The 25,375-nt window shown below is 73.0% G+C and carries 24 protein-coding genes; 17 read left to right on the forward strand and 7 right to left on the reverse strand.

Annotated elements, in window-relative coordinates; genetic code table 11:
- Positions 1-47 precede the first annotated feature (47 nt).
- Complete coding sequence (locus ABT015_RS31455; RefSeq protein ID WP_350885191.1) at positions 48-1,715, forward strand: HtaA domain-containing protein; 1,668 nt, start codon at positions 48-50, stop codon at positions 1,713-1,715.
- 95 nt (positions 1,716-1,810) lie between these two features.
- Here ABT015_RS31455 and ABT015_RS31460 read toward each other — a convergent pair whose 3' ends face one another.
- Together ABT015_RS31460 and ABT015_RS31465 are read right to left on the reverse strand one after the other, a co-directional pair.
- Positions 1,811-2,479, reverse strand: coding sequence for a biliverdin-producing heme oxygenase (locus tag ABT015_RS31460; protein WP_350885193.1), 669 nt, complete (start codon positions 2,477-2,479; stop codon positions 1,811-1,813).
- A gap of 216 nt (positions 2,480-2,695) precedes the next feature.
- Entirely contained in the window at positions 2,696-3,187 is a 492-nt protein-coding gene (locus ABT015_RS31465; protein ID WP_063348256.1) for an inorganic diphosphatase, read from the reverse strand.
- 76 nt (positions 3,188-3,263) lie between these two features.
- Here ABT015_RS31465 and dacB point away from each other — a divergent pair, with 76 nt between their 5' ends.
- From dacB to folE, 6 genes are all read left to right on the forward strand, one after another.
- Positions 3,264-4,928: a D-alanyl-D-alanine carboxypeptidase/D-alanyl-D-alanine endopeptidase gene (dacB, locus tag ABT015_RS31470; RefSeq protein WP_350885195.1), complete on the forward strand. Its 1,665-nt coding sequence runs from the start codon at positions 3,264-3,266 to the stop codon at positions 4,926-4,928.
- 102 nt (positions 4,929-5,030) lie between these two features.
- A complete protein-coding gene (locus ABT015_RS31475; RefSeq protein ID WP_350885197.1) occupies positions 5,031-6,206 on the forward strand; it encodes an Rv3626c family coenzyme F420 biosynthesis-associated protein in 1,176 nt (391 codons plus the stop codon).
- Positions 6,207-6,485: 279 nt separating this feature from the next.
- Complete coding sequence (gene tilS, locus ABT015_RS31480) at positions 6,486-7,613, forward strand: tRNA lysidine(34) synthetase TilS (protein WP_350885199.1); 1,128 nt, start codon at positions 6,486-6,488, stop codon at positions 7,611-7,613.
- A gap of 70 nt (positions 7,614-7,683) precedes the next feature.
- Positions 7,684-8,238 carry a hypoxanthine phosphoribosyltransferase gene (gene hpt / locus ABT015_RS31485; RefSeq protein WP_063348252.1) on the forward strand — a complete coding sequence of 185 codons (555 nt, stop codon included), beginning with the start codon at positions 7,684-7,686 and terminating at the stop codon, positions 8,236-8,238.
- A 228-nt stretch (positions 8,239-8,466) separates the two neighbouring features.
- On the forward strand, positions 8,467-10,521 hold the full coding sequence (gene ftsH, locus ABT015_RS31490) for an ATP-dependent zinc metalloprotease FtsH (RefSeq protein WP_350885202.1): 2,055 nt from the start codon (positions 8,467-8,469) through the stop codon (positions 10,519-10,521).
- Positions 10,522-10,625: 104 nt separating this feature from the next.
- Positions 10,626-11,231: a GTP cyclohydrolase I FolE gene (folE, locus tag ABT015_RS31495; RefSeq protein WP_063348250.1), complete on the forward strand. Its 606-nt coding sequence runs from the start codon at positions 10,626-10,628 to the stop codon at positions 11,229-11,231.
- A 63-nt stretch (positions 11,232-11,294) separates the two neighbouring features.
- Here folE and ABT015_RS31500 read toward each other — a convergent pair whose 3' ends face one another.
- Positions 11,295-12,449, reverse strand: a complete 1,155-nt coding sequence (locus ABT015_RS31500; RefSeq protein WP_350885204.1) for an alpha/beta hydrolase — start codon at positions 12,447-12,449, stop codon at positions 11,295-11,297.
- A gap of 376 nt (positions 12,450-12,825) precedes the next feature.
- Between ABT015_RS31500 and ABT015_RS31505 the strand changes: the two genes are divergently transcribed.
- From ABT015_RS31505 to ABT015_RS31535, 7 genes are all read left to right on the forward strand, one after another.
- Positions 12,826-14,664, forward strand: a complete 1,839-nt coding sequence (locus ABT015_RS31505) for a phosphatidylglycerol lysyltransferase domain-containing protein (protein WP_350885206.1) — start codon at positions 12,826-12,828, stop codon at positions 14,662-14,664.
- A 68-nt stretch (positions 14,665-14,732) separates the two neighbouring features.
- On the forward strand, positions 14,733-15,620 hold the full coding sequence (folP, locus tag ABT015_RS31510; RefSeq protein ID WP_350885208.1) for a dihydropteroate synthase: 888 nt from the start codon (positions 14,733-14,735) through the stop codon (positions 15,618-15,620).
- Positions 15,617-16,114: a nuclear transport factor 2 family protein gene (locus ABT015_RS31515; RefSeq protein ID WP_063348246.1), complete on the forward strand. Its 498-nt coding sequence runs from the start codon at positions 15,617-15,619 to the stop codon at positions 16,112-16,114. Before folP ends, ABT015_RS31515 begins: the two co-directional genes overlap by 4 nt.
- A gap of 247 nt (positions 16,115-16,361) precedes the next feature.
- Positions 16,362-16,721 (forward strand): dihydroneopterin aldolase, encoded by a 360-nt coding sequence (gene folB / locus ABT015_RS31520; RefSeq protein ID WP_063351209.1) that lies wholly within the window; start codon positions 16,362-16,364, stop codon positions 16,719-16,721.
- A gap of 40 nt (positions 16,722-16,761) precedes the next feature.
- Entirely contained in the window at positions 16,762-17,361 is a 600-nt protein-coding gene (gene folK, locus ABT015_RS31525; RefSeq protein ID WP_350885211.1) for a 2-amino-4-hydroxy-6-hydroxymethyldihydropteridine diphosphokinase, read from the forward strand.
- A 188-nt stretch (positions 17,362-17,549) separates the two neighbouring features.
- On the forward strand, positions 17,550-18,038 hold the full coding sequence (locus ABT015_RS31530) for a DUF3180 domain-containing protein (RefSeq protein WP_063348244.1): 489 nt from the start codon (positions 17,550-17,552) through the stop codon (positions 18,036-18,038).
- Between the two features lie 122 nt (positions 18,039-18,160).
- A complete protein-coding gene (locus tag ABT015_RS31535) occupies positions 18,161-19,426 on the forward strand; it encodes a hypothetical protein (RefSeq protein ID WP_350885213.1) in 1,266 nt (421 codons plus the stop codon).
- A gap of 105 nt (positions 19,427-19,531) precedes the next feature.
- Here the strand turns inward: ABT015_RS31535 and ABT015_RS31540 are convergent, their stop codons facing one another.
- Together ABT015_RS31540 and ABT015_RS31545 are read right to left on the reverse strand one after the other, a co-directional pair.
- Positions 19,532-20,107: a TerD family protein gene (locus ABT015_RS31540; protein WP_350885215.1), complete on the reverse strand. Its 576-nt coding sequence runs from the start codon at positions 20,105-20,107 to the stop codon at positions 19,532-19,534.
- A gap of 124 nt (positions 20,108-20,231) precedes the next feature.
- Entirely contained in the window at positions 20,232-20,729 is a 498-nt protein-coding gene (locus ABT015_RS31545) for a hypothetical protein (protein ID WP_380380883.1), read from the reverse strand.
- 92 nt (positions 20,730-20,821) lie between these two features.
- On the opposite strand from ABT015_RS31545, the gene arfB reads away from it, so the two are divergent.
- On the forward strand, positions 20,822-21,256 hold the full coding sequence (gene arfB, locus ABT015_RS31550; RefSeq protein ID WP_063348241.1) for an alternative ribosome rescue aminoacyl-tRNA hydrolase ArfB: 435 nt from the start codon (positions 20,822-20,824) through the stop codon (positions 21,254-21,256).
- A 10-nt stretch (positions 21,257-21,266) separates the two neighbouring features.
- On the opposite strand, the gene ABT015_RS31555 is transcribed toward arfB, so the two are convergent.
- Entirely contained in the window at positions 21,267-21,803 is a 537-nt protein-coding gene (locus ABT015_RS31555; RefSeq protein ID WP_380341611.1) for a flavin reductase family protein, read from the reverse strand.
- A gap of 364 nt (positions 21,804-22,167) precedes the next feature.
- On the opposite strand from ABT015_RS31555, the gene ABT015_RS31560 reads away from it, so the two are divergent.
- Positions 22,168-23,958 (forward strand): GGDEF domain-containing protein, encoded by a 1,791-nt coding sequence (locus ABT015_RS31560; protein ID WP_350885222.1) that lies wholly within the window; start codon positions 22,168-22,170, stop codon positions 23,956-23,958.
- Between the two features lie 90 nt (positions 23,959-24,048).
- Positions 24,049-25,089, forward strand: a complete 1,041-nt coding sequence (locus ABT015_RS31565; protein ID WP_350885224.1) for a carbohydrate-binding protein — start codon at positions 24,049-24,051, stop codon at positions 25,087-25,089.
- 81 nt (positions 25,090-25,170) lie between these two features.
- Here the strand turns inward: ABT015_RS31565 and ABT015_RS31570 are convergent.
- Positions 25,171-25,375 (reverse strand): amidohydrolase family protein (locus tag ABT015_RS31570; RefSeq protein ID WP_350885226.1); only part of this gene is annotated, 205 nt, incomplete at its 5' end.

Below are 25,375 nucleotides of genomic sequence, written 5' to 3' on the forward strand. Positions count from 1 at the left end.
CGTCCCCCCGCTCCCTCCCCCCGCCCCATCCGAACGGAGTACCCACCATGTCCCGCAACCGCACCCGGCTGGCCGCCCTCGCGGCCGCCACCGCCGGCCTCGGCCTGACCGCCCTCGGCGCCCCCGCACTGGCCTTCGGCGCGGGCGGTCCCGGCAGCGTCACGTACGACACCGGCTCGCTGGACTGGGGTGTGAAGGCCAGCTTCCGCAGCTACGTCAGCGGCCCGGCCTCCCAGGGCGGCGCCATCGAACTGACCGGCGGCGCCACCACCAACGCCGACGGCACCTTCCACTTCGGCCTGGCGGGCGCCAGTTACGACCTCGCCACCCACGCGCTGAGCTCCTCCTTCACCGGCGGGGTCCGCTTCACCGCCCACCACGGCGCGCTGGACGTCGCCCTCAGCGACCTCAAGGTCACCACCGCCGGGACGACCGGCACGCTCACCGCCGACACCGCCTCCAAGGAGTCGATGGGCGCCACCGAGGTCACCCGACGGGACGACGTGCCGCTGGTGACGTTCACCGTCGGGCGGGACACCACCACCGGGGTGCCGACGGCGGCGAAGCTGACCGAGCAGGGCGCCAAGGCCTTCGCGGGCTTCTACGCGGCCGGGACGGACATGGACCCGCTGTCGCTGCTGCTGAAGCAGAGCCCGGCGACGCCGTCGCCGACCGCCACGGCGACCGCCACCGCTTCGCCGACGACCCCGACGTCGACGCCGTCCGCCACGGGCACGCCGACCGCCTCGCCGTCCGCCGGCGGCACGCCGTCGGCCACGCCCTCCGCCACGCCCTCCGCCACGCCGTCGGCCACCTCGACGCCGTCCGCGACGCAGTCGCCGAGCGCCACCGCCTCGCCGTCCGCGAGCTCCACCCCGTCCGCGACCGGGACCCCGGCGCCCACCGGCGCCCCCGGCCGGCTGCCCGTGCTGAACGGCACCCTGGACTGGAAGGTCAAGGAGAGCTTCCGCGCGTACCTGGCCACCCCGATGGCGAGCGGCAAGGTCGAGTTCGGCGGCGGTGCGGCCGACTACCGCTTCGGCAACGCCACCGGCGGCTACAACACCACCGACCACTCGCTGACCGCCGCGTTCGACGGCTCGGTCCGTTTCCTCGGCCACCCCGGCAAGGACGGCTGGGCGCTCGACACCACGCTCTCCAAGCTGGGCCTGACGATCGACCAGGGCGGGGCCTTCCTGACCGCCGACGTGAACGGCAAGTCCCCTGACGGCAAGGCGACGTCGCTGAGCGGAGCGCGGATCGCCAAGCTGGACGTGCCCGCCTCCGCCCTGAAGCCGGTCGACGGCGTGGTGACGCTCTCCGGCGTCCCGGCCACGCTCACCGCCGAGGGCGTCCCGGTGTTCTCCAACTACCCGGCGGGCACGGCCCTGGACCCGGTCAGCGCCACCCTGGCGTTCGACAAGGACGCCAAGCTGCCGGCCACCCCGCCGACCTCCGGGTCCGGTGCCGGTGCCGGTGGCGCCGACCAGCCCGCCGGAGGCCAGGGTTCGGGCACCGGCACGGTCGGCGGCGCCTCGCTGACCACCGGCGGCGGCCTGACCGGTGCGGGCAGCGCGGGCGGTGCGGGCGGCGTGCTGGCCGCCACCGGTTCGCAGACCCCGGTGGTCCCGCTGCTGGCCACCGCGGCCGGTCTGCTGCTGGTCGGCGGCAGCGCCACCGTGCTGGTGCGCAACCGTCGCGGCGCGCGCTCCTGACGCACCCCCGGGACGCGCGGCGGCCCCGGCGAGCAATCGCTCGCCGGGGCCGATCCGTTGGCGCACCCGGGTGGGTGCGCCCTATGGAGAAACGTTCAGGCGCTCAGCGGGTAGCGCGCGTCGAGGTCCCGGAAGACCGCGCCGTTGAGCACGAAGGCCCGCTTGCACTCCTCGACCACCCGGCGCCGCTCCACCTCGTCCATCGCCAGCCCGGCGGCGTCGAGTCGCGCCCGGTACTCGCGCTTGAAGGCGGCCGGGTTGTCGACCTCCTCGAAGACGTAGAACCGCACGCCGTCGCCCTTGCGCTCGAAGCCCCAGGTCTTCTCGGCGATGCCGCGGATGATCTGACCGCCGGACAGGTCGCCCAGGTAGCGGGTGTAGTGGTGCGCGATGTACCCGGCCGGCCACGTCTCGGCCAGTTCCTCCACCCGCGCGACGTACGCGGCGGTGGCGGGCAGCGGCGCCAGGCCGTCCCGCCAGTCCGGCCCGCGCAGGTGCGCCAGGTCGCGCTCGATGGCGGCGGTGCGCAGCAGCGCCCGGTCGATGAAGGGCCCGGCGAGCGGGTGCTCCGCCAGGTGTCCGGCGCGGTCCTCCAGGGCCCGGTAGACGTACCAGAGCTGGCCGGTGAGGTCGGCGTAGGCCTCGACCCCGAGCCGTCCGCCCAGCAGGTGGCTCATGAACGAGGACTGCTCCGCAGCCTCGTGCTCCTCGCTGCTGGCGGTGCGGAGCGCGGTGGAGAACGGGACGGGTTCGGGCGTGGGCATGCGGCCTCCAGGATCGGATTCGGCCCCGACTGTTTTGGTTAGCCTAACCTAACGTTCCGTCTTGCCGACAGACTGTCGGAAAAACCGGCCGCGCCCGGCCCCGGACATGGCGAAGGCCGGGGCCCGCGGACGAATCCGCGAACCCCGGCCTCCGGCTGCCCCGACCTACCTCGAACTGCTCAGAACGATCTGATCGAACGAGATCGGAACGACGGCTCAGTGACCGCCCTGCTCCGCCAGACGCTTGATCGAAGCGGTGACCTCGGCCTCGGCCTCGGCGCGGCCGACCCAGTTGGCGCCCTCGACGGACTTGCCGGGCTCCAGGTCCTTGTAGACCTCGAAGAAGTGCTGGATCTCCAGACGGTCGAACTCCGACACGTGGTGGATGTCCCGCAGGTGCTCCCAGCGCGGGTCGGTGGCCGGGACGCACAGCAGCTTGTCGTCGCCGCCGGCCTCGTCGGTCATCTGGAACATGCCGATGGCACGGCACTTGATGAGGCAACCCGGGAAGGTCGGCTCGTCCAGGATCACCAGCGCGTCCAGCGGGTCGCCGTCCTCGCCGAGCGTGCCCTCCACGTAGCCGTAGTCGGCCGGGTAGCGGGTCGAAGTGAAGAGCATCCGGTCGAGCCGCAGCCGGCCGCTCTCGTGGTCGACCTCGTACTTGTTACGAGAGCCCTTCGGGATTTCGATAAGGACGTCGAATTCCAACGGTTCCTCCAAGGTAGGGACTGACAGAATCCAAGTGTCTCCTACGGGAGTGAGTGCTCAGGAAAGGGGCCGGTCGGTGGGAGCAGGGGTCGGGGCGGCACGCCGCCGCAGGGGGACGGCCGCTGGGCTGTTCGGAGCGGCCCTGCTGGTCGCCGGAACGGTCCTGACCTCGGGCGGAGCGTACGCGCAGCCCTCCCCGGGCCCCGGCGGCCACAGCACCGGGCACGGCGAGGGCGACGGCCGGGGTGACGGCCGGGGTGACGGCCGGGACGGCCACGACGGCGGGAAGGGCGGCCGGGGGAGGGGCGACGGCAAGTCCAGGCCGGGCGACACCCCGGCCACCCGCCCGGGCGAACAGCCCGCCACCTCCGGCACCGCCGCCGGCTCCGCGCCCACCGGCACCGGCTCCACGGGCCCCACCGGCTCGGCCCCCGCCCCGGGCGGCGGCGCCCGCCCGGCCCCCGCCCCCGGCGCCGTCCTGGCCACCGTCGACGTCGGCGGCTCCGCCGCCGCACCCAGCGCCCAGGGCCTCCAGCAGGCGCTCGCCGCCGCCGTCGCCGACAAGAACCTCGGCACCGTCACCTTCGCCGTCGCGGACGCCGCCAGCGGCCAACTCCTGTACGGCTCCGGCGAGAACACCCCGGGCACCCCCGCCTCCACCACCAAACTGGCCACCGCGATCGCGGCCCTGTCGCTGATCCCCGGCGACACCCGGCTGACCACCCGGGTGGTCCGGGGCGCGGACCCCGGCACGATCACCCTGGTCGGCGGCGGCGACCCGACGCTCACCGCGCTGCCCGCCGACCAGGTCCAGATCGGCGGCCAGGCGGCCGACGCCGACACCGCCCCCGCCTCGCTCGACGCCCTGGCCCGGCAGACCGCCGCCGCCCTCAAGGCCGCCGGCACCACCACCGTCAAGCTCGACTACGACCTGTCGATGTACACGGGCAACCCGCAGCACAAGAACCACGACGCGCAGAACATCGCCCTGGTCGTCCCGCTGATGGTCGACGAGGGCAGGGTGGACCCGAAGAGCCGCGACGAGGCGCCGGCCCGGGTCGCCGACCCGGCCGGGAAGGCCGCCGAGAGCTTCGCCGCCCTGCTCAAGGCCCAGGGCGTCACCGTCGACGGCACGGCCAAGCCCGCCGCCGCCCCGGCCGCCCCCGCCGCCACCGTCCTCGGCCGGGTGGACTCGCCGACCGTCGCCCGGCTGGTCGAACGCATGCTCACCACCTCCGACAACCAGCTCGCCGAGGCGATGGCCCGTCAGGCGGCGCTGGCCGCGGGCCAGCCGGCCGGCTTCGAGGGCGCGGCCACCGCCGTCACCCGTGAACTCGCCAAGCTGGGCGTGCCGATGACGGGCGTGTCCCTGAACGACGGCAGCGGACTGCACCCGGGCAACGCCGTCCCGCCGGCCGTCCTCGTCCGACTCCTCGCCCTGGCCGCCTCCGAGCAGCACCCGGCCCTGCGCCCGGTCCTCACCGGCCTGCCCGTCGCCGGCTTCACCGGCACCCTCGGCAAGCGCTACGGCACCGGCTCGGGCGCCGCCGACGCGGCCGGCCTGATCCGCGCCAAGACCGGGACCCTCAGCGGCGTCAACACCCTCGCCGGCACCGTCGTCGACGCCGACGGCCGCCTCCTCGCCTTCGCCGTCATGACCCGCACCACCGCCCCCGCCGACACCGCACGCGCCGCCATGGACCGCGTCGCCGCCCGCCTCGCCACCTGCGGCTGCCACTGACCCGCCCCCGCCCGCCCGCGACCCCCGCCCCGCCGGGGGCGGGGTGAGGGTGTTCGTGGCGGGTGGCTGCCGCTGGTGGGTGGGAGCACGTACGGTGAGGGCATGACGAGCGCGAGTGGCGGTGCTGGCATGGTCGACTGGAATCTCGCGGTCGCAACCGCGACCAGGTTGGTGCGGCCGGGGCCGGAGGTGAGTCGGGCGGAGGCGGCGGCCGTGGTCGCCGAACTGCGCCGGCACGCGCTGGAGGCCGAGGAGCACGTCCGGGTGTTCACGGGGATGCGGTCGAGCAGTCTGACGGCGGCCACCGCGACGCCGGTGCTGGTGGTGGACCGCCCGGGCTGGGTGCGGGCGAACGTGGCCGGCTTCCGCACGGTGGTCCAGCCGCTGGTGGAGAAGCTCCAGGCGCGCCGGGCGAGCAGCCCGACGGCGGGGGTGTTCGGCGCGGTGGGGGAGAAGGCCACCGGGATCGAGGTGGGCGCGCTGCTGGCGTTCCTGGCCGGGAAGGTGCTCGGCCAGTACGAGACCTTCGCCCCGGCGGAGCCTTCGCTGGAGGCCCCGGACAGCCCGGCGGCGCTCTTCGACAAGCCGCGGCTGGGCCCGGAGGGCCCGGGGCCGGGAAGGCTGCTGCTGGTGGCGCCGAACATCGTGCACGTCGAGCGGGAGCTGGACGTCGACCCGTCCGACTTCCGGCTCTGGGTCTGCCTGCACGAGGAGACGCACCGGACGCAGTTCACCGCGGTGCCGTGGCTGCGCGACCACATCCAGTCCGAGGTGCAGTCCTTCCTGGCGGAGACGGACGTGGACCCGGGTGCCCTGCTGGAGCGGCTGCGGGACGCGGCGGGTTCGCTCGGTGGCGGGCTGCCGGGTGCCGGGAGCCGGGACGGCATGCCGTCGGCGGGGCTGATCGAGGTCGTCCAGTCGCCGGCGCAGCGCGAGATCCTGGGCCGGCTGACGGCGGTGATGTCGCTGCTGGAGGGCCACGCGGACGTGGTGATGGACGGGGTCGGCCCGGCGGTGGTGCCGACGGTGGCGGAGATCCGGGAGAAGTTCCAGCAGCGCCGGGACCGCGGGGCGAACCGGCTCGACCTGCTGTTGCGCCGGCTGCTCGGGATGGACGCGAAGCTGCGCCAGTACCAGGACGGCGCGGTGTTCGTGCGCGGGGTGGTGGAGCAGGTCGGCATGGAGGGCTTCAACCGGGTCTGGACCTCCCCGAACACGCTGCCGACCAAGGAGGAGATCCACGATCCGGCCGCCTGGGTCGCCCGCGTCGCTCGCTGAGGCGGGCGCGGACGGGGCTCGGACCCCAAGTGCCGTGCGGTGGTCGGTGGTGGTCAAACCCGCTCGTACGAGTGGTCCAATCGGGCAGGGGGAGGGTGAAGATACGTTTCTCCATTCACCCGAACGTGGGACGGTGGTCGTACCGGTGGCGCGGGTGGCGTAGCGGGGTGCTCCTTTCTGCCACCATCTGTGAGCGCCCGGTAACAGGGCGCTCATGAAGCCGCGCGGCCCGGCCGCGCGAGCCGCCGTCCTGTCCCCTCCGTCGAGGAGTCGTCCGCCGTGGGTCCACACCCCGCAGTCGCAGCGATACGCCTGGCCGTCCGCCGCACGCTCACCGACCTCGCCGCCGAGGCCGGTACCACCTTCACCGCGCCCGTGCGCGAGCCCCGCGAGCGCCCGGCCGGGGCGCCCCTGGTGGGCGCCGCCGTCGGCACCACCCTGATCGGCAACGCCGCCCGGCACCCGTCCGGGCTGCCCCGGACCCCGGCCGCCCCCGGCTCCCCGCTGGTGCTGGTCGCCGTCAGCGGCGGCGCCGACTCGATGGCGCTGGCCATCGCCGCCGCCTTCGAAGCCCCCAAGATCGGCCTGCGGGTCGGCGCCGTCACCGTGGACCACGGCCTGCAGCCCGGCTCCGCCGACCGGGCCGCCCAGGTGGCCGAACGGCTGCGCTCGCTCGGCCTGGACCCGGTCGAGGCGATCCCGGTGCGCGTCGGCCGGTCCGGCGGCCCCGAGGCCGCCGCCCGGGACGCCCGCTACGCGGCCCTGGACGCGGCCGCCGAGCGGCTCGGCGCGGTCGCGGTGCTGCTCGGCCACACCCGGGACGACCAGGCCGAGACGGTGCTGCTGGGCCTGGCGCGTGGTTCGGGCTCCCGCTCGCTGGCCGGGATGCCGGCGCAGAAGGGCCGCTACCGCCGCCCGCTGCTGGAGCTGGACCGGGCGGCCACCCGGCAGGCCTGCTCCGCCCAGGCGATCCCGGTCTGGGACGACCCGCACAACTGTGATCCCGCCTACACCCGCTCCCGGGTCCGGCACGAGGTGCTGCCGGTGCTGGAGAAGCACCTGGGCGGCGGGGTGGTCGAGGCGCTGGCCCGCACCGCCCGGCTGTTCCGCGACGACGCGGACGCCCTCGACCAGTGGGCCTCGCTGGCCGAACGCGACCTCCGGACGGGTGAGGGCACCCTGGACGCGGTGAAACTCGCCGAGCTCCCGCCCGCCGTCCGCCGTCGGGTGTTGCGCCGGGCCGCGCTGCGGGCGGGCTGCCCGGCCGGGGACCTGTTCGCGCGGCACCTGGAGACGATCGACCTGCTGGTCACCGGATGGCGCGGCCAGGGGCCGCTGCACCTACCCGGGGGCGTCGAGGCCACCCGCAGGTGTGGCACGCTGGTCTTTCGGCGGCAGGGCGACTGACGGGCGGGCATGTCCCGGGGTAGTCGGCCGCCGGCCACACAGACCCCGAACGTTTGAGGACGTATCCCCGGTGGACCAGAACGACATGGGCGCTGACCTCGCGAAGGTGCTCATCAGCAAGGACGAGATCGACGCCAAGCTCCTGGAGCTGGCCGAGCGCATCGACCGGGACTACGCAGGCAAGGACCTGCTGATCGTCGGCGTCCTCAAGGGGGCTGTGATGGTCATGGCCGACCTCGCCCGGGCCCTGCACTCGCAGGTCACCATGGACTGGATGGCGGTGTCGTCCTACGGCATGGGCACCAAGTCCTCCGGCGTGGTCCGCATCCTGAAGGACCTGGACACCGACATCGCCGGCCGGGACGTCCTGATCGTCGAGGACATCATCGACTCCGGTCTGACCCTGTCCTGGCTGCTGGGCAACCTGAGCTCGCGCGGCCCGGCCTCGCTGGAGGTCTGCGCCCTGCTGCGCAAGCCGGACGCGGCGAAGGTCGAGATCGACGTGAAGTACGTCGGTTTCGACATTCCGAACGAGTTCGTGGTCGGCTACGGCCTGGACTACGCGGAGAAGCTGCGTAACCTGCCCTTCATCGGGACGCTCGCCCCGCACGTCTACGGGGGCTGAGGGCTCCGTTCGGGCTACGGGTGGGAACAGGAGCCGGTTCCCGCCCGTTGGACCGGGGGGACCAAGAACGACGGCCGTGTCGCTGTGCTCCCGCCAAGGGCGGGTGCGACTGCGGTACGGTCCATTAAAACCGCTCTTCACATGAGCACCGACCAGGATGCGCCGGCGGCACCCAGCCCGCGGCGCCGCTGAGTGGCAGGAGGGACGGGGCGGCAACGCCCCGCATGGATGGACGTCAAGCGATACTTCCGTGCGCCGATCATGTGGATCGTGCTGGCCGTCCTCGCCGTCATCGTCTTGATGCAGGTCGTTTCGGATTCGAACGGCTACAAGACGGTGGACACCGGTCAGGTCGTCGCGGCGATCGACGCGAAGCAGGTCAAGTCGGCGCAGATCACCACTGGTGACTCGAACACGATCAAGATCCAGCTGAAGGACGGCGCCACGCTGTCCAACGCCGGTACCGGCAAGACGCCGTCCGGCAGCAAGTTCCAGGCCTCGTACATCGGCGACCAGGGTGTTGCGATCGCCGACAAGCTCCAGGCCCAGATCAACGACAACGACCAGAGCACGCTCGCCGAGGGCTACACCATCAGCCCCGAGAAGCAGAGCACCTTCGTCAGCCTGCTGCTGTCGATGCTCCCGATCGTCATCATCGTCCTGGTCTTCCTGTTCCTGATGAATCAGATGCAGGGCGGCGGCTCCCGGGTCATGCAGTTCGGCAAGTCCAAGGCCAAGCTGCTCACCAAGGACACCCCGAAGACGACCTTCGCGGACGTCGCGGGTGCCGACGAGGCGGTCGAGGAGCTCCACGAGATCAAGGAGTTCCTCCAGGAGCCGGCCAAGTTCCAGGCCGTCGGCGCCAAGATCCCCAAGGGTGTGCTGCTCTACGGCCCGCCCGGTACCGGCAAGACCCTGCTGGCGCGTGCCGTCGCGGGCGAGGCCGGGGTGCCGTTCTACTCCATCTCCGGCTCGGACTTCGTCGAGATGTTCGTGGGTGTCGGCGCCAGCCGCGTCCGCGACCTCTTCGAGCAGGCCAAGGCGAACGCCCCGGCGATCGTCTTCGTCGACGAGATCGACGCCGTCGGCCGGCACCGCGGTGCGGGCCTGGGCGGCGGTCACGACGAGCGCGAGCAGACCCTCAACCAGCTGCTGGTCGAGATGGACGGCTTCGACGTCAAGGGTGGCGTGATCCTGATCGCGGCCACCAACCGCCCCGACATCCTGGACCCGGCGCTGCTGCGCCCGGGCCGCTTCGACCGCCAGATCGCGGTCGAGCGCCCCGACCTCCAGGGCCGGCTGGACATCCTCAAGGTGCACCAGAAGGGCAAGCCGATCGCGCCCGACGTCGACCTCTCGGCCGTCGCCAAGCGCACCCCCGGCTTCACCGGCGCGGACCTGTCGAACGTCCTCAACGAGGCCGCTCTGCTGACGGCCCGTTCGGACAAGAAGCTGATCGACAACGGCATCCTGGACGAGGCGATCGACCGCGTCGTGGCCGGTCCGCAGAAGCGCACCCGGATCATGTCCGAGCGGGAGAAGAAGATCACCGCGTACCACGAGGGCGGCCACGCCCTGGTGGCGGCGGCGTGCCCCAACAGCGACCCGGTGCACAAGATCACGATCCTCTCGCGCGGCCGGGCCCTCGGCTACACCATGGTGCTGCCGGACGAGGACAAGTACTCCACCACCCGCAACGAGATGCTCGACCAGCTGGCCTACATGCTGGGCGGGCGCGCGGCGGAGGAGCTGGTCTTCCACGACCCGACCACCGGGGCGTCGAACGACATCGAGAAGGCCACCGCCACCGCCCGGGCCATGGTGACCCAGTACGGCATGACCGAGCGGCTCGGCGCCATCAAGTTCGGCTCGGACAACGCGGAGCCGTTCCTGGGCCGTGAGATGGGCCACCAGCGCGACTACTCGGAAGAGGTCGCCGGGCTGGTGGACGAAGAGGTCAAGAAGCTCATCGAGAACGCGCACAACGAGGCCTGGGAGATCCTGGTCGAGAACCGCGACGTGCTCGACAACCTGGTTCTGGAGCTCCTGGAGAAGGAGACCCTGAACAAGGAGCAGATCGCGGAGATCTTCGCCACGATCGTGAAGCGCCCGGCCCGGCCGGCCTGGACGGGCTCGTCCCGTCGCACGCCGTCCACCCGGCCCCCGGTGCAGTCCCCGAAGGAGCTGGCGCTCACCAACGGCGCCGCCGCGATCGACACCGCCCCGGTGGACATCGTGAAGCTCCCGCCGCTGCCGACCGCGGAGCCGCCCGCCGAGGGCTGATCCCGCGCACCGTACGGAATGGATGCCGCGTCACCGGGGTTTGTACCCTGGAGACGCGGCATCCGTGCTGTACAGCAAAGTCGTCCCAAGTAAGCGAGGCCCGCATGATCGACCCGGTGACGCTCGACGGTCCACCCACCGTCGGGACCTTCGACCAGAAGCGGGCCGAGAACGCCATCCGCGAGTTGTTGCTCGCGGTGGGTGAGGATCCGGACCGCGAGGGGCTGCTGGAGACCCCGGCCCGGGTCGCGCGCGCCTACAAGGAGATATTCGCGGGCCTCTGGCAGGAGCCCGAGGACGTCCTCACCACCACCTTCGACCTCGGGCACGACGAGATGGTGCTCGTGAAGGACATCGAGCTGACGTCCGTCTGCGAGCACCATCTGGTGCCGTTCCGCGGCGTGGCGCACGTCGGGTACATCCCGTCCGCCAGCGGCAAGATCACCGGCCTGTCCAAGCTGGCCCGGCTGGTCGACGTCTACGCCCGCCGCCCCCAGGTGCAGGAGCGGCTGACCAGCCAGGTGGCCGACGCGCTGATGCGGATCCTGGAGCCGCGCGGGGCGATCGTCGTGGTCGAGTGCGAGCACATGTGCATGTCGATGCGAGGCATCCGCAAGCCCGGCGCCAAGACCATCACCTCGTGCGTCCGCGGCCAGCTGCGCGACCCGGCCACCCGGGCCGAGGCGATGAGCCTCATCATCGGCCGATAGCGCAACGGCCGGCCGGTCCGCTCGGACCGGTCGGCCGTCGCCCGGCCACGTCGCCTGTCCGCGTCAGCCGAGCCGCTCGCCGATCCACTCCAGCGAGGACGGCAGCTCACGGGTCCAGCTGTCGAAGTTGTGGCCGCCGTCGTCCAGGTAGAGCGAGTCGATCTTGAACTGCGGGTTGGCCGCGGCGACCTGCTGGGCGTGGTCGACGAACTGGAGGGTCTGCGCGAAGTCGCCCTCCTTGCGGGAGGAGACCACCAGCAGCGACAGGGCGGGGGCCGGGAGGTTCGCCAGCCGCCAGTCGAGGTCGCTCTGCTGGGCCAGGGCGGCGTCGCCGGCGAACAGGTCACCGCCGGTGAACTGGTCCGCCTTGACCTTGTACTCGCCGTGCAGGCCCACCCCGATGCCGTAGACGTTCGGGAAGCGCATCGCCAGCCGCAGCGCGCAGCTGCCCCCGGTGGAGTAGCCGAAGACGGACCAGGAGGCGGCCGAGCGGCCGGTCCGGTAGCTGGTCCGGAGCGCCTCCGGCAGGTCCTTGGTGAACCAGGTCTCGGCGCGTGGGCCGCCGGGGACGTCCACGCACTCGGTGTCGCGCGGCGGGGCGACGGTCGGGCGGGTCATGACCACGACGGTCGGCGGCATCTTGCCGGACTTCTGCAGGTCGGCCGCGGTGCGCAGGAGCGGCAGCTCCTTGATCAGGTTGAGCGAGGTGCCGGGGAAGCCGGAGATGGCGACCAGGACGGGGAAGCGGACCAGGGCGAACTTCGGGTCGAAGTACTCGGGCGGCAGGTAGACGAACAGCTGGTCGGACAGCCCGGTCTCCTTGCCGGTGACCCGGACCGACTCGACCTTGCCGACCTCCTCGGGCGTGCCCTTGGGCAGGTCGGTGACGGTCTCCAGACCGCCCTCGTCGGTCGGCTGGAGCTGCGTGTCCGAGGCCGGGGCGCCGCCCTCGTGGTTCTCGTTGCTGGTCAGCGCGAGCTTGGCGCTGCCGGGGCTGAGCAGGTCGTCCCACGAGGTGTAGAACCCGAAGGAATTGTTCACCGCCAGCGCCAGCACGGCCACGACCGCGACTTGAGTGACGGTCAGCAGGCCGATCCGGCCCAGGACGGGCAGCGGGCGCTGGCGCGCCAGCCGCGGCCAGAGCCACAGGGTGGTGACGAGAGCCGCAGCGCCGAGTGCGAGCAGCGAGTTCACCAGCGCTTCGCTGGTCAGTTCCATGCCGTCGGCCTTCCGGTGGGACACTGTCGGTGCACGCCTCATCATCTGGCGGTCCGTCAGCTCCGGCCACCGCGGCTAGGCTGTCCGGATGCCCGGGCGAGCTGGGAGGGCGGGGGGAACCGCAGGCAACCGGCGCCCTAGAATGCGGCGTCCACCGTACGTACGGCCTACCGGAGGACCCTGCCGCGCCACGCGGCGGCAGGCCCTCGGCTCCGTCCCCGGCTCCACCGCAGCGCGCCCACGGCACCGGTTTACCGACCGTTTCCGGGTCCTTGGTATGCGCATTGCCTGATGAAGGAAAAGGCATTGAAGGTCCATCACACGTGCTCCCCCGGAGTGACCGGACGGCTTCCCGCAGCCTCTACGCTGAGCTTCCATGAGCGTTCCCGTGTCCGTTGAGCCGAGCCCCGAGCAGCCGCGTCGCCGACGCGGCCTGCAGACGCTTCGCACCCAGGCGGCGGCCGTTCCGAGGGCCTGGCTGCCCCGCGCGGTCGGGTACGCCTGTCTGCTGATCGGCCTGGTCGACATCGCCAGCGCGGTGTTCCCCAAGCTCCGGCACTCCAAGATGCACACCTTCACCGGGCAGCTGCCCGGCGGCACCACCTCGCTGGCCGCGGTCGGGACGATGATGGTCGGCCTGCTGCTGGTGCTGCTCGCGCACGCGCTGCGCCGGCGCAAGCGGCGGGCCTGGCGGGCGGTGTGCGTGCTGCTGCCGGTCGGCGCCGCGCTGCACATCGTGCGCTGGCACCAGATCGGCCCGGCGGTGGTCTCGCTGGCGGTCTTCGTGGTGATGCTGGTGCACCAGCGCGAGTTCTACGCCAAGGCCGACCCGCGCACCCGCTGGCGGGCGCTGGTCAACCTGATCGTGATGGGCGCCGTCAGCGTGCTGCTCGGCCTGCTGATCGTGAGCACCCGGACCAAGTACGAGATCGGCTACCCGGCCCTGCCCGAGCGCCTCCAGCACGTCGTGTACGGGCTGTTCGGCTTCGAGGGGCCGATCCGGTACAACAACGTCCGGATGTCCGACCTGGTCGCCTACCTGCTCGGCGGGCTGGGCCTGCTGACCGCCTTCACCACTGCCTACCTGGCGCTGCGCCCCGGCAAGCCCAAGCCGGAGCTGACCCCGGAGGACGAGGAGAAGGTCCGCGAGCTGCTCACCCGGCACGGCGAGCGCGACTCGCTCGGCTACTTCGCGCTGCGCCGCGACAAGAGCGTGCTGTTCTCGCCCACCGGCAAGGCCGCGATCTCCTACCGGGTGGTCTCCGGCGTGATGCTGGCCTCCGGCGACCCGGTCGGCGACGTCGAGGCCTGGCCCGGCGCGATCAAGGTGTTCATGGCCGAGGCCCGCGAGCACGCCTGGGTGCCGGCCGTGATGGGCTGCAGCGAGGTCGGCGGCGAGGTCTGGACCCGCGAGGCGGACCTGGACGCGCTGGAGCTGGGCGACGAGGCGATCGTCGACACCGCCACCTTCTCGCTCGCCGGCCGGGCCATGCGCAACGTCCGCCAGATGGTCAAGCGGATCGAGCGCAACGGCTACTCCTGCCAGGTGCGCCGGGTCCGCGACCTCAGCCTGGAGGAGAAGCACCGGATCGCCGACGCCGCCGCCCGCTGGCGCGGCACCGACACCGAGCGCGGCTTCTCGATGGCCCTCGGGCGCTTCGGCGACCCGCTGGACGACGACTGCGTGGTGGTCACCGCCCACAAGGCCCCGGAGGAGGGCGAGAGCGGCGACGACCTGAAGGCCGTGCTGCACTTCGTGCCCTGGGGGCCGGACGGCATCTCGCTGGAGCTGATGCGCCGCGACCGCGCGGCCGACCCGGGCCTGAACGAGCTGCTGATCGTCGCCGCCCTCCAGGCCGTGTCCGCGATGGGCGTGCGCCGGGTGTCGCTCAACTTCGCGATGTTCCGCTCGGCGCTGGCCCGCGGCGAGCGGATCGGTGCCGGCCCGGTGCTGCGGGCCTGGCGCGGACTGCTGGTGTTCCTCTCGCGCTGGTTCCAGATCGAGTCGCTGTACAAGTTCAACGCCAAGTTCCAGCCCGAGTGGGAACCGCGCTTCCTGGTCTTCCCGAACACCCGGGACCTGCCGCGGATCGGCTTCGCCGCGATGCAGGCCGAGGCCTTCATCACCCTCGGCATGCCGCGCTTCGGCCGGCGGCGCCAGCGGGAGGGCCTGATGCCCACCCCGGGCGCCCGCGACGTCACCGAGGCAGCCTGAGGCACCGCCGCGGCCAACGGGGCCCCCGCCGAGAATCCTCGGCGGGGGCCCCGTTCGATAATGGGCGCATGAGCAACTCCCCGTCCTTCTCGCTGCCGGCCGGACTGCCGCGGCTCGACCGCTGCGCCGTGATGGGTGTGGTCAACGTCACGCCCGACTCCTTCTCGGACGGCGGCCTCTGGCACGACCCCGCCAAGGCGATCGCGCACGGGCTCGCCCTGCGCGCCCGCGGCGCGGACCTGGTGGACGTCGGGGGCGAGTCCACCAGGCCCGGCTCGCAGCGGGTGCCCGAGGAGGAGGAGCTGCGCCGGGTGCTGCCGGTGGTGCGCGAGCTCGTCGCCGCCGGGGTCGTGGTGTCGGTCGACACCATGCGGGCCTCCGTCGCCGAGCAGGCCGTGGCGGCCGGTGCCGCGCTCGTCAACGACGTCTCCGGCGGGCTCGCTGACCCGGCGATGGCCCGGGTGGTCGCCGACACCGGCGCGCCGTTCGTGGTGATGCACTGGCGCGGCCAGTCCGCGGACATGGAGCGGCTGGCGGTCTACCGGGACGTGGTGACGGACGTCGTCGCCGAGCTGGCCGTCCGGGTGGACGCGCTGCTGGCGGCCGGGGTCAAGGAGGACCAGCTGATCCTCGACCCGGGCCTCGGCTTCGCCAAGACCCCCGAGCACAACTGGGCGCTGCTCGGCCGGCTGGACGCGCTCACCGCGCTCGGCCGTCCCGTCCTCGTCGCCGCATCGCGCAAGCGGTTCCTGGGTACGCTGCTGGCCGACCCGCAAACCGGGGCGCTGCGCCCGGCCCGGGAGCGCGACGACGCGACCGCCGCGGTGTCGGTGCTGTCGGCCCAGGCCGGCGCCTGGGCGGTGCGGGTGCACGACGTGTCCGGCACGGCGGATGCCGTCCGAGTGGTCGCGGCCTGGCAGCACGCGGCCCGGCAAGGGGTGAGGGAGGGTCTGTGACAGGTGACGGCAGGCTGAGCGGCGGAACGGCCGGCCAGGCCCGCGAGGCGGACCTGGAGGCGGTGCTCGCGGCGAACCAGGCGCTCTACCAGGCGCTGGAGGAGGGGGACCTGGAGGCGGTCGAGGACGCCTGGCTGGGCGCCGCGGACGCGGACGACAAGGGCGGCGTGGTGTGCGTGCACCCGGGCTGGCCGGTGCTGCGCGGGCGGGCGCAGGTGACCCGCTCGTACATGCTGATCATGATGAACACGGAGTACATCCAGTTCTTCCTGACCGATGTCGAGGCCGAGGTCCACGGAGATGTGGCCCTTGTCACGTGCACCGAGAACATCCTCTCCGGCGGCGAGGCGGAGGAGGAGGGGGAACTCGGTCCGCTGGTCGGCGGAAAGGTCGTGTCGACGAATCTGTTCCGCCGTACCCCGGGCGGGTGGAAGCTCTGGTCGCACCACGGTTCACCCGTTCTGACCAGCGGTGACGACGAGGACGAGGACTGATTCGGGCGGCCTTCGGAAAACGCGGCCTGGAGGTCGCCCGGGAATTCCCGAGTGGTCACCGAACGTTCACGTCAATCGCCATTCCGGTGCGCGTGGCGACGGTTCGTGCCGGGTAGGACGGTCAGACGTTGTCAGCGCCCGCGGGTAGATTCGAAACGGAGTGGCGGGTGTGCTGCCCGCCTTCGCCCCGCTCGTCCATGCCATTCTCCGGGTGGGGCCCGTCCGACTGGGAGCAGTGATTCGTTTGCTGGACCGCGTCACCCTGCGGGGGCTGCGCGCCCGGGGCAACCACGGCGTCTTCGAGCGCGAGCGCATCGAGGGCCAGACCTTCGTGGTCGACCTCGTGCTGTACCTGGACACCCGCCCCGCCGCGTCCGGCGACGACCTCACCCGCACGGCGCACTACGGCCTCGTGGCCGAGGAGGTCACCGCGATCATCGCGGGGGAGCCGGTCGACCTGATCGAGACCCTGGCCCAGCGCATCGCCGACCAGTGCCTGAAGCACGAAGCGGTCGAGGAGGTCGAGGTGACCGTGCACAAGCCCGACGCCCCGATCACCGTGCCGTTCGACGACGTGACCGTGACCATTCACCGGGGCCGCGCATGACCGCCGCCGTGCGCCCCGTTCCAGTTGCAGAGGGATCTCGATGAGCACCAGCGACCCGACCGCCTCGCCGACCACGTTCGACCTGGAGAGCCGGGTGGACTCCGCCGACACCACACTGCACAGCCAGCGCTGCGCGGTGATCGCACTCGGCAGCAACCTGGGCAACCGCCTGGACACCCTCCAGGGCGCCGTCGACGCGCTCGCCGACACCCCCGGGCTCAAGATCAAGGCCGTCTCCGCGGTCTACGAGACCGAGGCCGTCGGCGGCCCGGGCGAGCAGCCCAACTACTACAACGCGGTCGTCGTGCTGCGCACCTCGCTGCCGCCGCGCGACCTGCTGGAGCGCGGCAACGCCATCGAGGACGCCTTCGGGCGGGTCCGGACGGTGCACTGGGGTCCGCGGACCCTGGACGTCGACATCCTGGCCTACGAGGGCGTGCTCAGCGACGACCCGCAGCTGCTGCTGCCGCACCCGCGCTCGCACGAGCGGGCCTTCGTGCTCGCCCCCTGGCTGGACGCCCAGCCGGAGGCCGAGGTGCCCGGGCACGGGCAGGTCGGCGAACTGCTGGACGCGCTCGGCGGCCCGGGCGCGCAGGGCGTCCGCCGGCGGGACGACATCCGGCTGACGCTGCCGGAGTGACCGGCCCCGGCCCGGCGGCCCGGTGAGGGCGGCCGGGGAACTCGACCGGGGGGCCCGGCCGTACGAGTAGGTGTCCGCCGTTCACGCGGGTGCCCGCCCGGTCGGGCCCGGTACGGTGGCCTGGCGCCGCCGTGCCGGGCCACCGGGCGGCGGCCGGCTCTGGTAACCCCGGGAAGGACCTCCTCCGAGTGAAGCTGCTTCGCCTCCGCCTGCTGGTCGGCATCACCGCTGCTACCACGGCGCTGTCCTGGGCCGGTGCCAAGCTCTGGGCCTCCCTGGACACGCTGCCGGCCGTGCCGGTCGCGGCACCGGTGGTGCTGGCCGCGGTGGCGGTGGTCCTGCTGGCGACCGCCCTCTCGCTGCGGTCCCGGCTGAAGGCGGTGCGCGAGCGGCAGCCCGGCGCGAAGGGCGTCGACCCGCTGCTGGCGGCCCGGGCGGTGGTGCTGGGGCAGGCCAGCGCGCTGGTCTCGGCGGTGGTCACCGGCGTCTACGCGGGCGCGGGGATCTTCCTGCTGGGCGAGCTGGACGTGTCGGCGCGCAAGGACCAGGCCGTCACGGCCGGGCTCGCGGTGCTGGCGGGGGCCGCGGTGATCGCGGCGGCGCTCTGGCTGCAGCACGTGTGCAAGCTGCCGGAGAACCACGACGATCCGAGCGGCCCGGCACCCTCGCCCCGCTGAACAGGTCTTTTTTCGTGATCTTGAGTGAAACGCCGGGTACGTGCGGTAAAACTTGCGCACTGTCAAGGGCGGAAGAGGACCCTGGGCTGACACGGCCCCAATTCGCACGCTAGTTTCTTGGCATGTCTCGCGGACGCCACCGTCATTCCTCCGTCCTCGGCCGGATCTTCCCCCCCACCGCCGCCGGCGTGCTGCTCGTCGCCGCGCTGGCCGCTCTGCTCTTCAGTCAGGACGCCGTCCTGGTGCGTTCGGTGGGTGTCGCGGCGGTGGTCGCGACGCTCGGCTTCGCGCTGCTGCTGCGGCAGCGGGACAAGGCGGCCCGGGCGGCCGCCGAGATGGCCGCGGCGCAGCGGCTGCGGGCCGAGGAGCGTTTCGAGGAGCAGCTGGCGGAGGCCGAGTACGCGGCGGAGGTCGCCGAGGAGCGGGCCACCCGGTTCGGGCGGCGGCTGACGGCGGAGAAGTCGCGGCTGGCGAAGGCCGAGACCGAGATCGCCCGGCTGCTGCGGGAGCGGGCCGTGACGGTGGCCGAGCAGGCGCTCAAGGAGGCCGAGGCGGCCCAGCGGGCGCTCGCCGCGAGCCGCCCGAAGTACCCGGCCAGCCCGGCCGCGTTCGTCCGCGCCGCGTCCGTGCTGCGGGTGCTGGAGCGGCGGGCGGCGGAGCAGGAGGCGCGGCGGGAGCGGGCGGCGGGCTCGGCGGTCGCGCTGCGGGCGCGTACGGCGCCGGCCGCTGCGGCCCCGGCGCCCGCGCCCGCTGCGGCCCCGGCGCCCGCGCCCGCTGCGGTGGCGCCCTCGGTGCCGGCGCCGGTGGCCCCCGCGGTGCCCACTCCGGGGCAGGCTCCGGTGGCACAGGCACAGGCACAGGCACAGGCACAGGCACAGGCACAGGCACAGGCACAGGCCCCGGCGCCGGTGCCGGTGCGGCCCGCGCCGGTGCGCCCGGCGCTGACCGCCACGGTCGGGCAGCTCGGGGGGGCGTCGTCCGCTCCGGTCCCGGCGCCCGCGCCGGTGGAGCGGCAGCGGCCGCGCTCGGCGCAGTCCGGAGCGGCGCGCGGGCCGGGTTTCAGCTTCTTCGGCCGTGGCGCGGGCGCGGCCGTGCGGGCGGCGGCCCCGGCGCCGGCGGTGGGCAGCGTCGCCGAACTGGGCGAGCGCACGGACCTGGCCGACGTGGTGGGCGACGAGGCGGTGGCCGCGCAGGCGAAGGCCGAGGCGCAGGAGGCGCAGGAGGCCCAGGAGGCCCAGGAGGCTCGTGAGGTGCAGGAGGCCGTGACCGACTCGCAGGCGTCGCAGCCGGCGGCCGAGCCGGCGCCGGGCGCGCCCGCGGTGGTGGACCTGACCCCGGAGGACGAGACCGAGCTGATCCAGCTGCCGGAGCTGCGCGCCTCGCGCTGAGTCCGGGCCGGGTACGCGAAAGCGGCGCGGGACGTCGGTGTGACCGATGTCCCGCGCCGCTTCGTTTCCGGCGGTCTGCCGGGCCGGGAGGGGCCCGGCGGGGCGTCAGAGCTGGACGCCGAAGTCCTGGGCGATACCCGCCAGGCCGGAGGCGTAGCCCTGGCCGACGGCGCGGAACTTCCACTCGCCGCCGTTGCGGTAGAGCTCGCCGAAGATCATGGCGGTCTCGGTGGCGGCGTCCTCGGAGAGGTCGTAGCGGGCGATCTCGGCGCCGCCGGCGGCGTTCACCACGCGGATGTACGCGTTGCGGACCTGGCCGAAGCTCTGGCCGCGGGCGACCCCGTCGTAGATGGTGACGGGGAAGGTGATCTTGACGGCCTCGGCCGGCAGGCCGGCCAGGTTGACGTTGATCGACTCGTCGTCGCCGGCGCCCTCACCGGTGCGGTTGTCACCGGTGTGCACGACGGTGTTGTCCGGGCTGCTGGTGTTGTTGAAGAAGACGAAGTGCCCGTTGGAGAGCACCTTGCCGTCCGCGTTCAGGACGATCGCGCTGGCGTCGAGGTCGAATTCGGTGCCGGTCGTGGTCCGGACGTCCCAGCCCAGGCCGACACTGACCGCGGACAGGCCCGGGGCCTCCTTGGTCAGCGAGACGTTTCCACCCTTGGAGAGGCTCACTGGCATGGCGATTGCAGTCCCTTCGTTCGCTTTTTCCGGGACAACGCAATACTCCGGTGGGTTGGTTCCACGAAGTCCGTGAATTCTTCGTGGACGTCAATCCGCTGGCAAAGACCGGACAATGTCCTGGTCAGATCCGGGGGAACCGGCCCTGCAGCGACCAGATGTTCGGATTGTCGGCCAGCTCGGGGTGCATATCGAAGAGATCGGCGAGGGTGTCCTGGAGGAAGTCCCGGGCCTCGCGCCGCAGCTCGCCGTGGCGGACCACGGCGGGCGGCTCGTCCGGCAGCCAGGTCGCGGTGATCTCGACCCAGTTGAAGCGGCGGGCGAACCGCAGCAGCTCGGTGTTCTGGGTGAAGTCGAGGTCCGCGGTCTGCACCCGGGCGGCCCGGCCGCCGTCCGGGTCGCGGTCCAGCTCCTCGACGATGTCGCACAGCGCCCAGGCGAAGTCGAGCACCGGCACCCACCCCCAGCCGGTGGACAGCTCGGCGCCCTCGGCGTCCAGGTAGACGTCGCCGCAGAACAGGTCGTACCGCAGGGACCGCACCGGGGCGGAGCGGTAGTCCGTCTGCGGGGGGTCGGGGAAGCGGTTGGAGAGGGAGTAGCCGAGCTCGATCACGTACGCCATTGTCCGGGCTGCGGGCGGTGGTGCGGAACCGGGCCGCCGGCCGTCGCGGATAACCGGGTGACCGGGTGGTGCGGGCGCGGGATGATGGACACATGCCCGAGCCCATCCGCGTACGGGGGTCGGTGGTCGTCCCCGACGCCGAGCTCGTCTGGCGCTTCTCGCGTTCCTCCGGCCCCGGTGGCCAGCACGTCAACACCTCCGACAGCAAGGTCGAGCTGCGCTACGACCTGGCGGCGTCCAAGGCGCTGCCCGAGGTGTGGCGCGAGCGCGCGCTGGAGCGGCTGGCCGGGCGGCTGGTGGACGGCCGGGTGCTGGTGATCCAGGCCTCGGAGTTCCGTTCGCAGTGGCGCAACCGGGAGGCGGCCGCGGCCCGGCTGTCGGCGGTGCTGACCGAGGCGTGCGCGCCGCCGCCGAAGTCCCGCCGGGCGACCAGGCCGAGCCGGGGGATGGTCGAGCGCCGGCTGTCCAACAAGCGGCGCCGCTCCGAGCTGAAGCAGGGTCGGCAGTCGCCGCGGGGCGGCGAGTAGCCGGGGCGGTTCAGCCGAGGGCGCGGTAGCCGCCGCGGAAGTAGAGCAGCGGACGGCCGGCCGGGCTGGGTACCGCGGCCTCCAGGACGCGGCCGAGCAGCAGGGTGTGGTCGCCCGCCGGTATCCGCTGCTCGGTGCGGCACTCGACGGTGGCGAGCGCGCCGTCGATCAGCGGGGCGCCGGAGCGCGGGCCGCGGTGGTGCGGGGTGTCCGCGAACAGCAGCCGGTCGCTGAGTCGGCCCTTCATGGCGAAGCGGGAGCCGAGCGCCTTCTGCCCCTCGGTGAGCAGCGAGACCGCCCAGGTGTCGGTGCGGGAGAGCACCTCGTCCATCCGGGAGTCCTCGCGGACCGAGATCAGGACCAGCGGCGGCTCCAGCGACACGGACAGGAAGGACGTGGCGGTCATGCCGACGTCCTCGCCGTCCTCCGGGTCGTGGACGGTCACCAGGCTCACGCCGGAGGCGAGCTGGGAGAGTGCCGCCCGGAACTCGTCGGGCGTGGCGTGGGAGGCAGCTTCGGGCTGCGGGGACGAGTACACGTACCGCACGGTAGTCGGCGGCCGCCGGAATCGGCATCGGGCCGAGGTCGTAGGACCAGCGGCGCACGGGGCGGGGTTGCGGCCGGGGCCGGGACTCACCCTCAGGAGTGAAGCAAGGGGCCTGCCGGGCGGCAGCGGGCTTCAGCGCGAGGCCAATGCGGTCGACCAAGGGAAATATTCCGATAGCGCTTTATGTCCCGCTATGGGGCGGATGAGCTGATTAAGGGTGCATTAGTGTCGTGTGATTTAAGTCACAAGTGATGGCCTATTGCTGACCGAGCGTGCCGAACGCTGTGCTCCCTGTGATTCAGTTCTTCTGGCAATCGGACGATAACCAATCAAGAACTATCCGAAGCAGCCGGGGAGCCCCCGCATGGAAGCCGAGTCGGAGCCGTACGTCCGTCTCGCGACCCTCCGCACCTTGCACCGGGTCGTGGCGGACCTCAACGCTGCCCGCAGCCTGGCGGGCACGCTGCAGGCCGTCGTCGAAGGTGCGGTGCACGGGCTCGGCTTCGACGCCGCCGCCGTCAGCCTGGTCCGCCCGGACGGGGACCTCGTGGTGGCGGCCGTCTGGGAGCTGGAGGAGAGCACCATGGGCGGCCCCTCCGTCCTGCTCGGCCAGGTCGGCTCCCGGGAGTCCTGGGACCGGCTGCTCGGCGTCAGCGACCACTGGGGCACCCTGCGCTTCCTGCCGTACGACCGCGGCTGGGCCGTCGCCAGCGACATCCCGCGCTGGATCGGGGACGGCCCGCTGCCCGTCTACGCCAACGACTGGCACCCCGCCGACGGGCTGCTCGCCCCGATGTACAGCGCCGGCGGCGACCTGCTCGGCGTCCTCTCGGTGGACCGCCCGCGCAGCGGCAAGCGGCCCGGGGCGTGGACCCGCGAGGCGCTGGAGATGTTCTCGCTGCAGGCCTCCATCGCGATCGGCAACGCCCGGCTGCGGGCCGAGATGCAGCGCGCGCTGGCCCGCCTGGAGAAGGAGCAGCAGGCCCTGCGGGCCAGTGAGGAGAGCTTCCGCCAGGCCTTCGAGTACGCGCCCAGCGGGATGGCCATCACCGAACTGCACGGCGCCGGGCGCGGCCAGCTGACCAGGGTCAACGACGCGCTCTGTCGCCTGCTCGGCCGCCCCCGCGCGGTGCTGCGCCAGCAGAGCTTCGCCGACCTCGTGCACCCGGAGGACCGGGCGCTGCTGGAGCGCACCAGCGCCGAGAGCGGCCGGGCGGAACTGCGGCTGTCCCGGCGGGACGGCGGCTACCAGTGGGTGTGCCTGCGCAACTCGATCGTGGCGGACGCGGCCGAGGGCCCGAGCTTCCTGCTCACCCACGTCGAGGACATCGAGGACCGCAAGCGGCACGAGTTCCAGCTCGCCCACCGGGCCAGCCACGACGCGCTCACCGGCCTGCCGAACGGCGCCGAACTGAAGGCCCGGCTGGGCCGCCGGCTCTGCGCCGAGCCGCAGACCGTCGGGGCCCCCGCCGGGTCGGGCGAGCCGGCCTATCCGGCGCCGTACGGCTACCCGGCCGACTCCTACAGCGCGCACGCCGCGTACGACCGGCTGGAGGGCGCGGACCCGTACGGCGGGCCGGTGCACGGCTACGGGATGCCCGAGGGCGGCCCGCCGTACGGTCTCGCCCCGGGCTACGGGGAGCACGTGCACGCGGTGGTCCCGGCCGACCAGGGCCCGGGCGGCGAGGCGTGGTCCGCACCGTTCCGCTCCGGCGTCGCGGCGTCGCTGGACAAGGGGCTCGCGGTGCTCTTCTGCGACCTGGACGGCTTCAAGTCGATCAACGACCGGTTCGGCCACAACGCGGGCGACGCGGTGCTGGTCGAGGTCGCCCGGCGGCTGAGCCAGGCCGTCCGGGACGGCGACACGGTGGCCCGGCTCGGCGGCGACGAGTTCGTCGTGCTGGCCGACGGGATCGGCCGCGAGGAGGCCAAGGACCTGGCCCACCGGCTACGGGGCGCGATCATCCCGCCGATGCGGATCGACGGCCGGGCGATGCGGGTGGGGGTGAGCCTCGGCGTCGGCTGGGCGGGCTGCGGGATGAGCATCGAGGAGGTGCTGCACACCGCGGACGAGCGGATGTACGACGAGAAGCGGGCCCGGGGCGGCGCGGTGCGCGGCGCGCGGGGCGAGCGTTCGCATCGACGGGCGGGCTGAGCCCGCCGGTCCTGGTTACCCACGGGTTGTCAAGGGCTCTTTTCCGGCTGTCACAAAGGACAGGTAGGGTTCCCGGGTACGACAGCGTCCATGATCTGCGCCGGCGGCCCGCATCCCGGCGGCGCGAACCGGATGGGGGAGTTGACCACCGTGACGACCGCCGGCAACAACGGAGCGCCCGAGGGCGGTGCCCCGCAGGACGACGACCCGTTCGGCTACCTCTACCGCCCGGCGGAGGGTGCCTCCGGGCAGCCGGCCGAGCCGCAGCAGGGCGTGCCCCGGACGTCGTACAGCCGCCCGATGGAGGTCGGCCGGGCCCAGTACGGGCAGCAGCCCTACCAGCCGCGGCCGCAGCAGCCCCAGTACGGCCAGCAGGCGGGGCCGCAGCAGGGCTACCCCGGTGGTCAGCAGCCATACCCGCCGCAGCAACAGCAGCCCGAGTACGGCACCGCGCCCACCCAGCAGACCCGTTACGCCGAGCACTCCCGGCCGCAGCCGGGGGAGGACCGGTCGAGCAGCGGCCGCAGCAAGGGCGCGGTGATCGGCGCGGTCGCGGTGGTCGCGGCCATAGCGATCGGCGCGGGGATCGCGCTCTCCACGGGCGACCCGGACGGCGACAAGAACGCCAAGGGCGGCGTCCAGACCACCGCCGCGGCTCCCCCCAGCACCCCGGCGACCGGCAGTTCGTCCCCGACCGCCTCGGCCTCGGCGAGCACCACCGCCCCGGCCGGCCCGTTGACCGTGGACGCGGGCCAGCTCCAGGCCCAGAACGCGCCGTCCGGCAACAGCATCAAGGGCACCAAGTCCGCCGACGGCAGCTACCTGACGCTCCAGCCGGGCGGCTCGGTGACCTGGAGCGGCGAGGTCGCCGCGGCCGGCACCTACAAGCTGAACGTGCACTACAACAACACCGGCGGGGACCTGAAGGGCGCCGCCTCGGTGAACGGCAAGGACTGGCCGAGCGGGCTGCTCTTCAAGAACTACGCGTCCGGCAAGGACCCGGCGTCCTCCTGGTTCAACACCTGGATACTCCCGCAGCTCCAGGCCGGGGCGAACACCATCACCTTCACGGTGCCCTCCGGTTCGATCCTGATCGACCAGATCACCCTCGAACCGAATGCGACCGGCTGACCGGTCGACCGGCTGAGCCGAACGCGAGACGGCCGCCCTTCCCCGTGGGGGAAGGGCGGCCGTCGGCGTTCCGGCGGGCCGTCAGGCGGGCTTCACCACGTCGAAGCGCTCGCCGCCGAGGACCCAGCGGCCGCGGCGCATGACGGCGACCAGGTCGTAGCCCTCGGAGTCGAGCACGACCAGGTCGGCCTGCTTGCCCGTCTCCAGCGAGCCGATCGAGTCGGCGAGGCCCAGCAGGCGGGCCGGGGTGGCGGACAGCGACTCGACGGTCTGGTTCAGCGTCAGG

Origin of the sequence: Kitasatospora sp. NPDC094016 (genome assembly GCF_040304045.1) — a bacterium.
Taxonomy (GTDB): domain Bacteria; phylum Actinomycetota; class Actinomycetes; order Streptomycetales; family Streptomycetaceae; genus Kitasatospora.

Bases quoted from the DNA above. Each gene is read 5' to 3' on its own strand.
- ABT015_RS31540 (WP_350885215.1), bottom strand. From the start codon at position 20,107: ATGCCAGTGAGCCTCTCCAAGGGTGGAAACGTCTCGCTGACCAAGGAG.
- ftsH (WP_350885202.1), top strand. From the start codon at position 8,467: ATGGACGTCAAGCGATACTTCCGTGCGCCGATCATGTGGATCGTGCTG.
- ABT015_RS31460 (WP_350885193.1), bottom strand. From the start codon at position 2,479: ATGCCCACGCCCGAACCCGTCCCGTTCTCCACCGCGCTCCGCACCGCC.
- folE (WP_063348250.1), top strand. From the start codon at position 10,626: ATGATCGACCCGGTGACGCTCGACGGTCCACCCACCGTCGGGACCTTC.
- ABT015_RS31535 (WP_350885213.1), top strand. From the start codon at position 18,161: ATGTCTCGCGGACGCCACCGTCATTCCTCCGTCCTCGGCCGGATCTTC.
- folP (WP_350885208.1), top strand. From the start codon at position 14,733: ATGAGCAACTCCCCGTCCTTCTCGCTGCCGGCCGGACTGCCGCGGCTC.
- ABT015_RS31500 (WP_350885204.1), bottom strand. From the start codon at position 12,449: ATGGAACTGACCAGCGAAGCGCTGGTGAACTCGCTGCTCGCACTCGGC.
- arfB (WP_063348241.1), top strand. From the start codon at position 20,822: ATGCCCGAGCCCATCCGCGTACGGGGGTCGGTGGTCGTCCCCGACGCC.
- ABT015_RS31545 (WP_380380883.1), bottom strand. From the start codon at position 20,729: ATGGCGTACGTGATCGAGCTCGGCTACTCCCTCTCCAACCGCTTCCCC.
- ABT015_RS31505 (WP_350885206.1), top strand. From the start codon at position 12,826: ATGAGCGTTCCCGTGTCCGTTGAGCCGAGCCCCGAGCAGCCGCGTCGC.
- ABT015_RS31560 (WP_350885222.1), top strand. From the start codon at position 22,168: ATGGAAGCCGAGTCGGAGCCGTACGTCCGTCTCGCGACCCTCCGCACC.
- ABT015_RS31565 (WP_350885224.1), top strand. From the start codon at position 24,049: ATGATCTGCGCCGGCGGCCCGCATCCCGGCGGCGCGAACCGGATGGGG.
- ABT015_RS31475 (WP_350885197.1), top strand. From the start codon at position 5,031: ATGACGAGCGCGAGTGGCGGTGCTGGCATGGTCGACTGGAATCTCGCG.
- ABT015_RS31455 (WP_350885191.1), top strand. From the start codon at position 48: ATGTCCCGCAACCGCACCCGGCTGGCCGCCCTCGCGGCCGCCACCGCC.
- folK (WP_350885211.1), top strand. From the start codon at position 16,762: ATGAGCACCAGCGACCCGACCGCCTCGCCGACCACGTTCGACCTGGAG.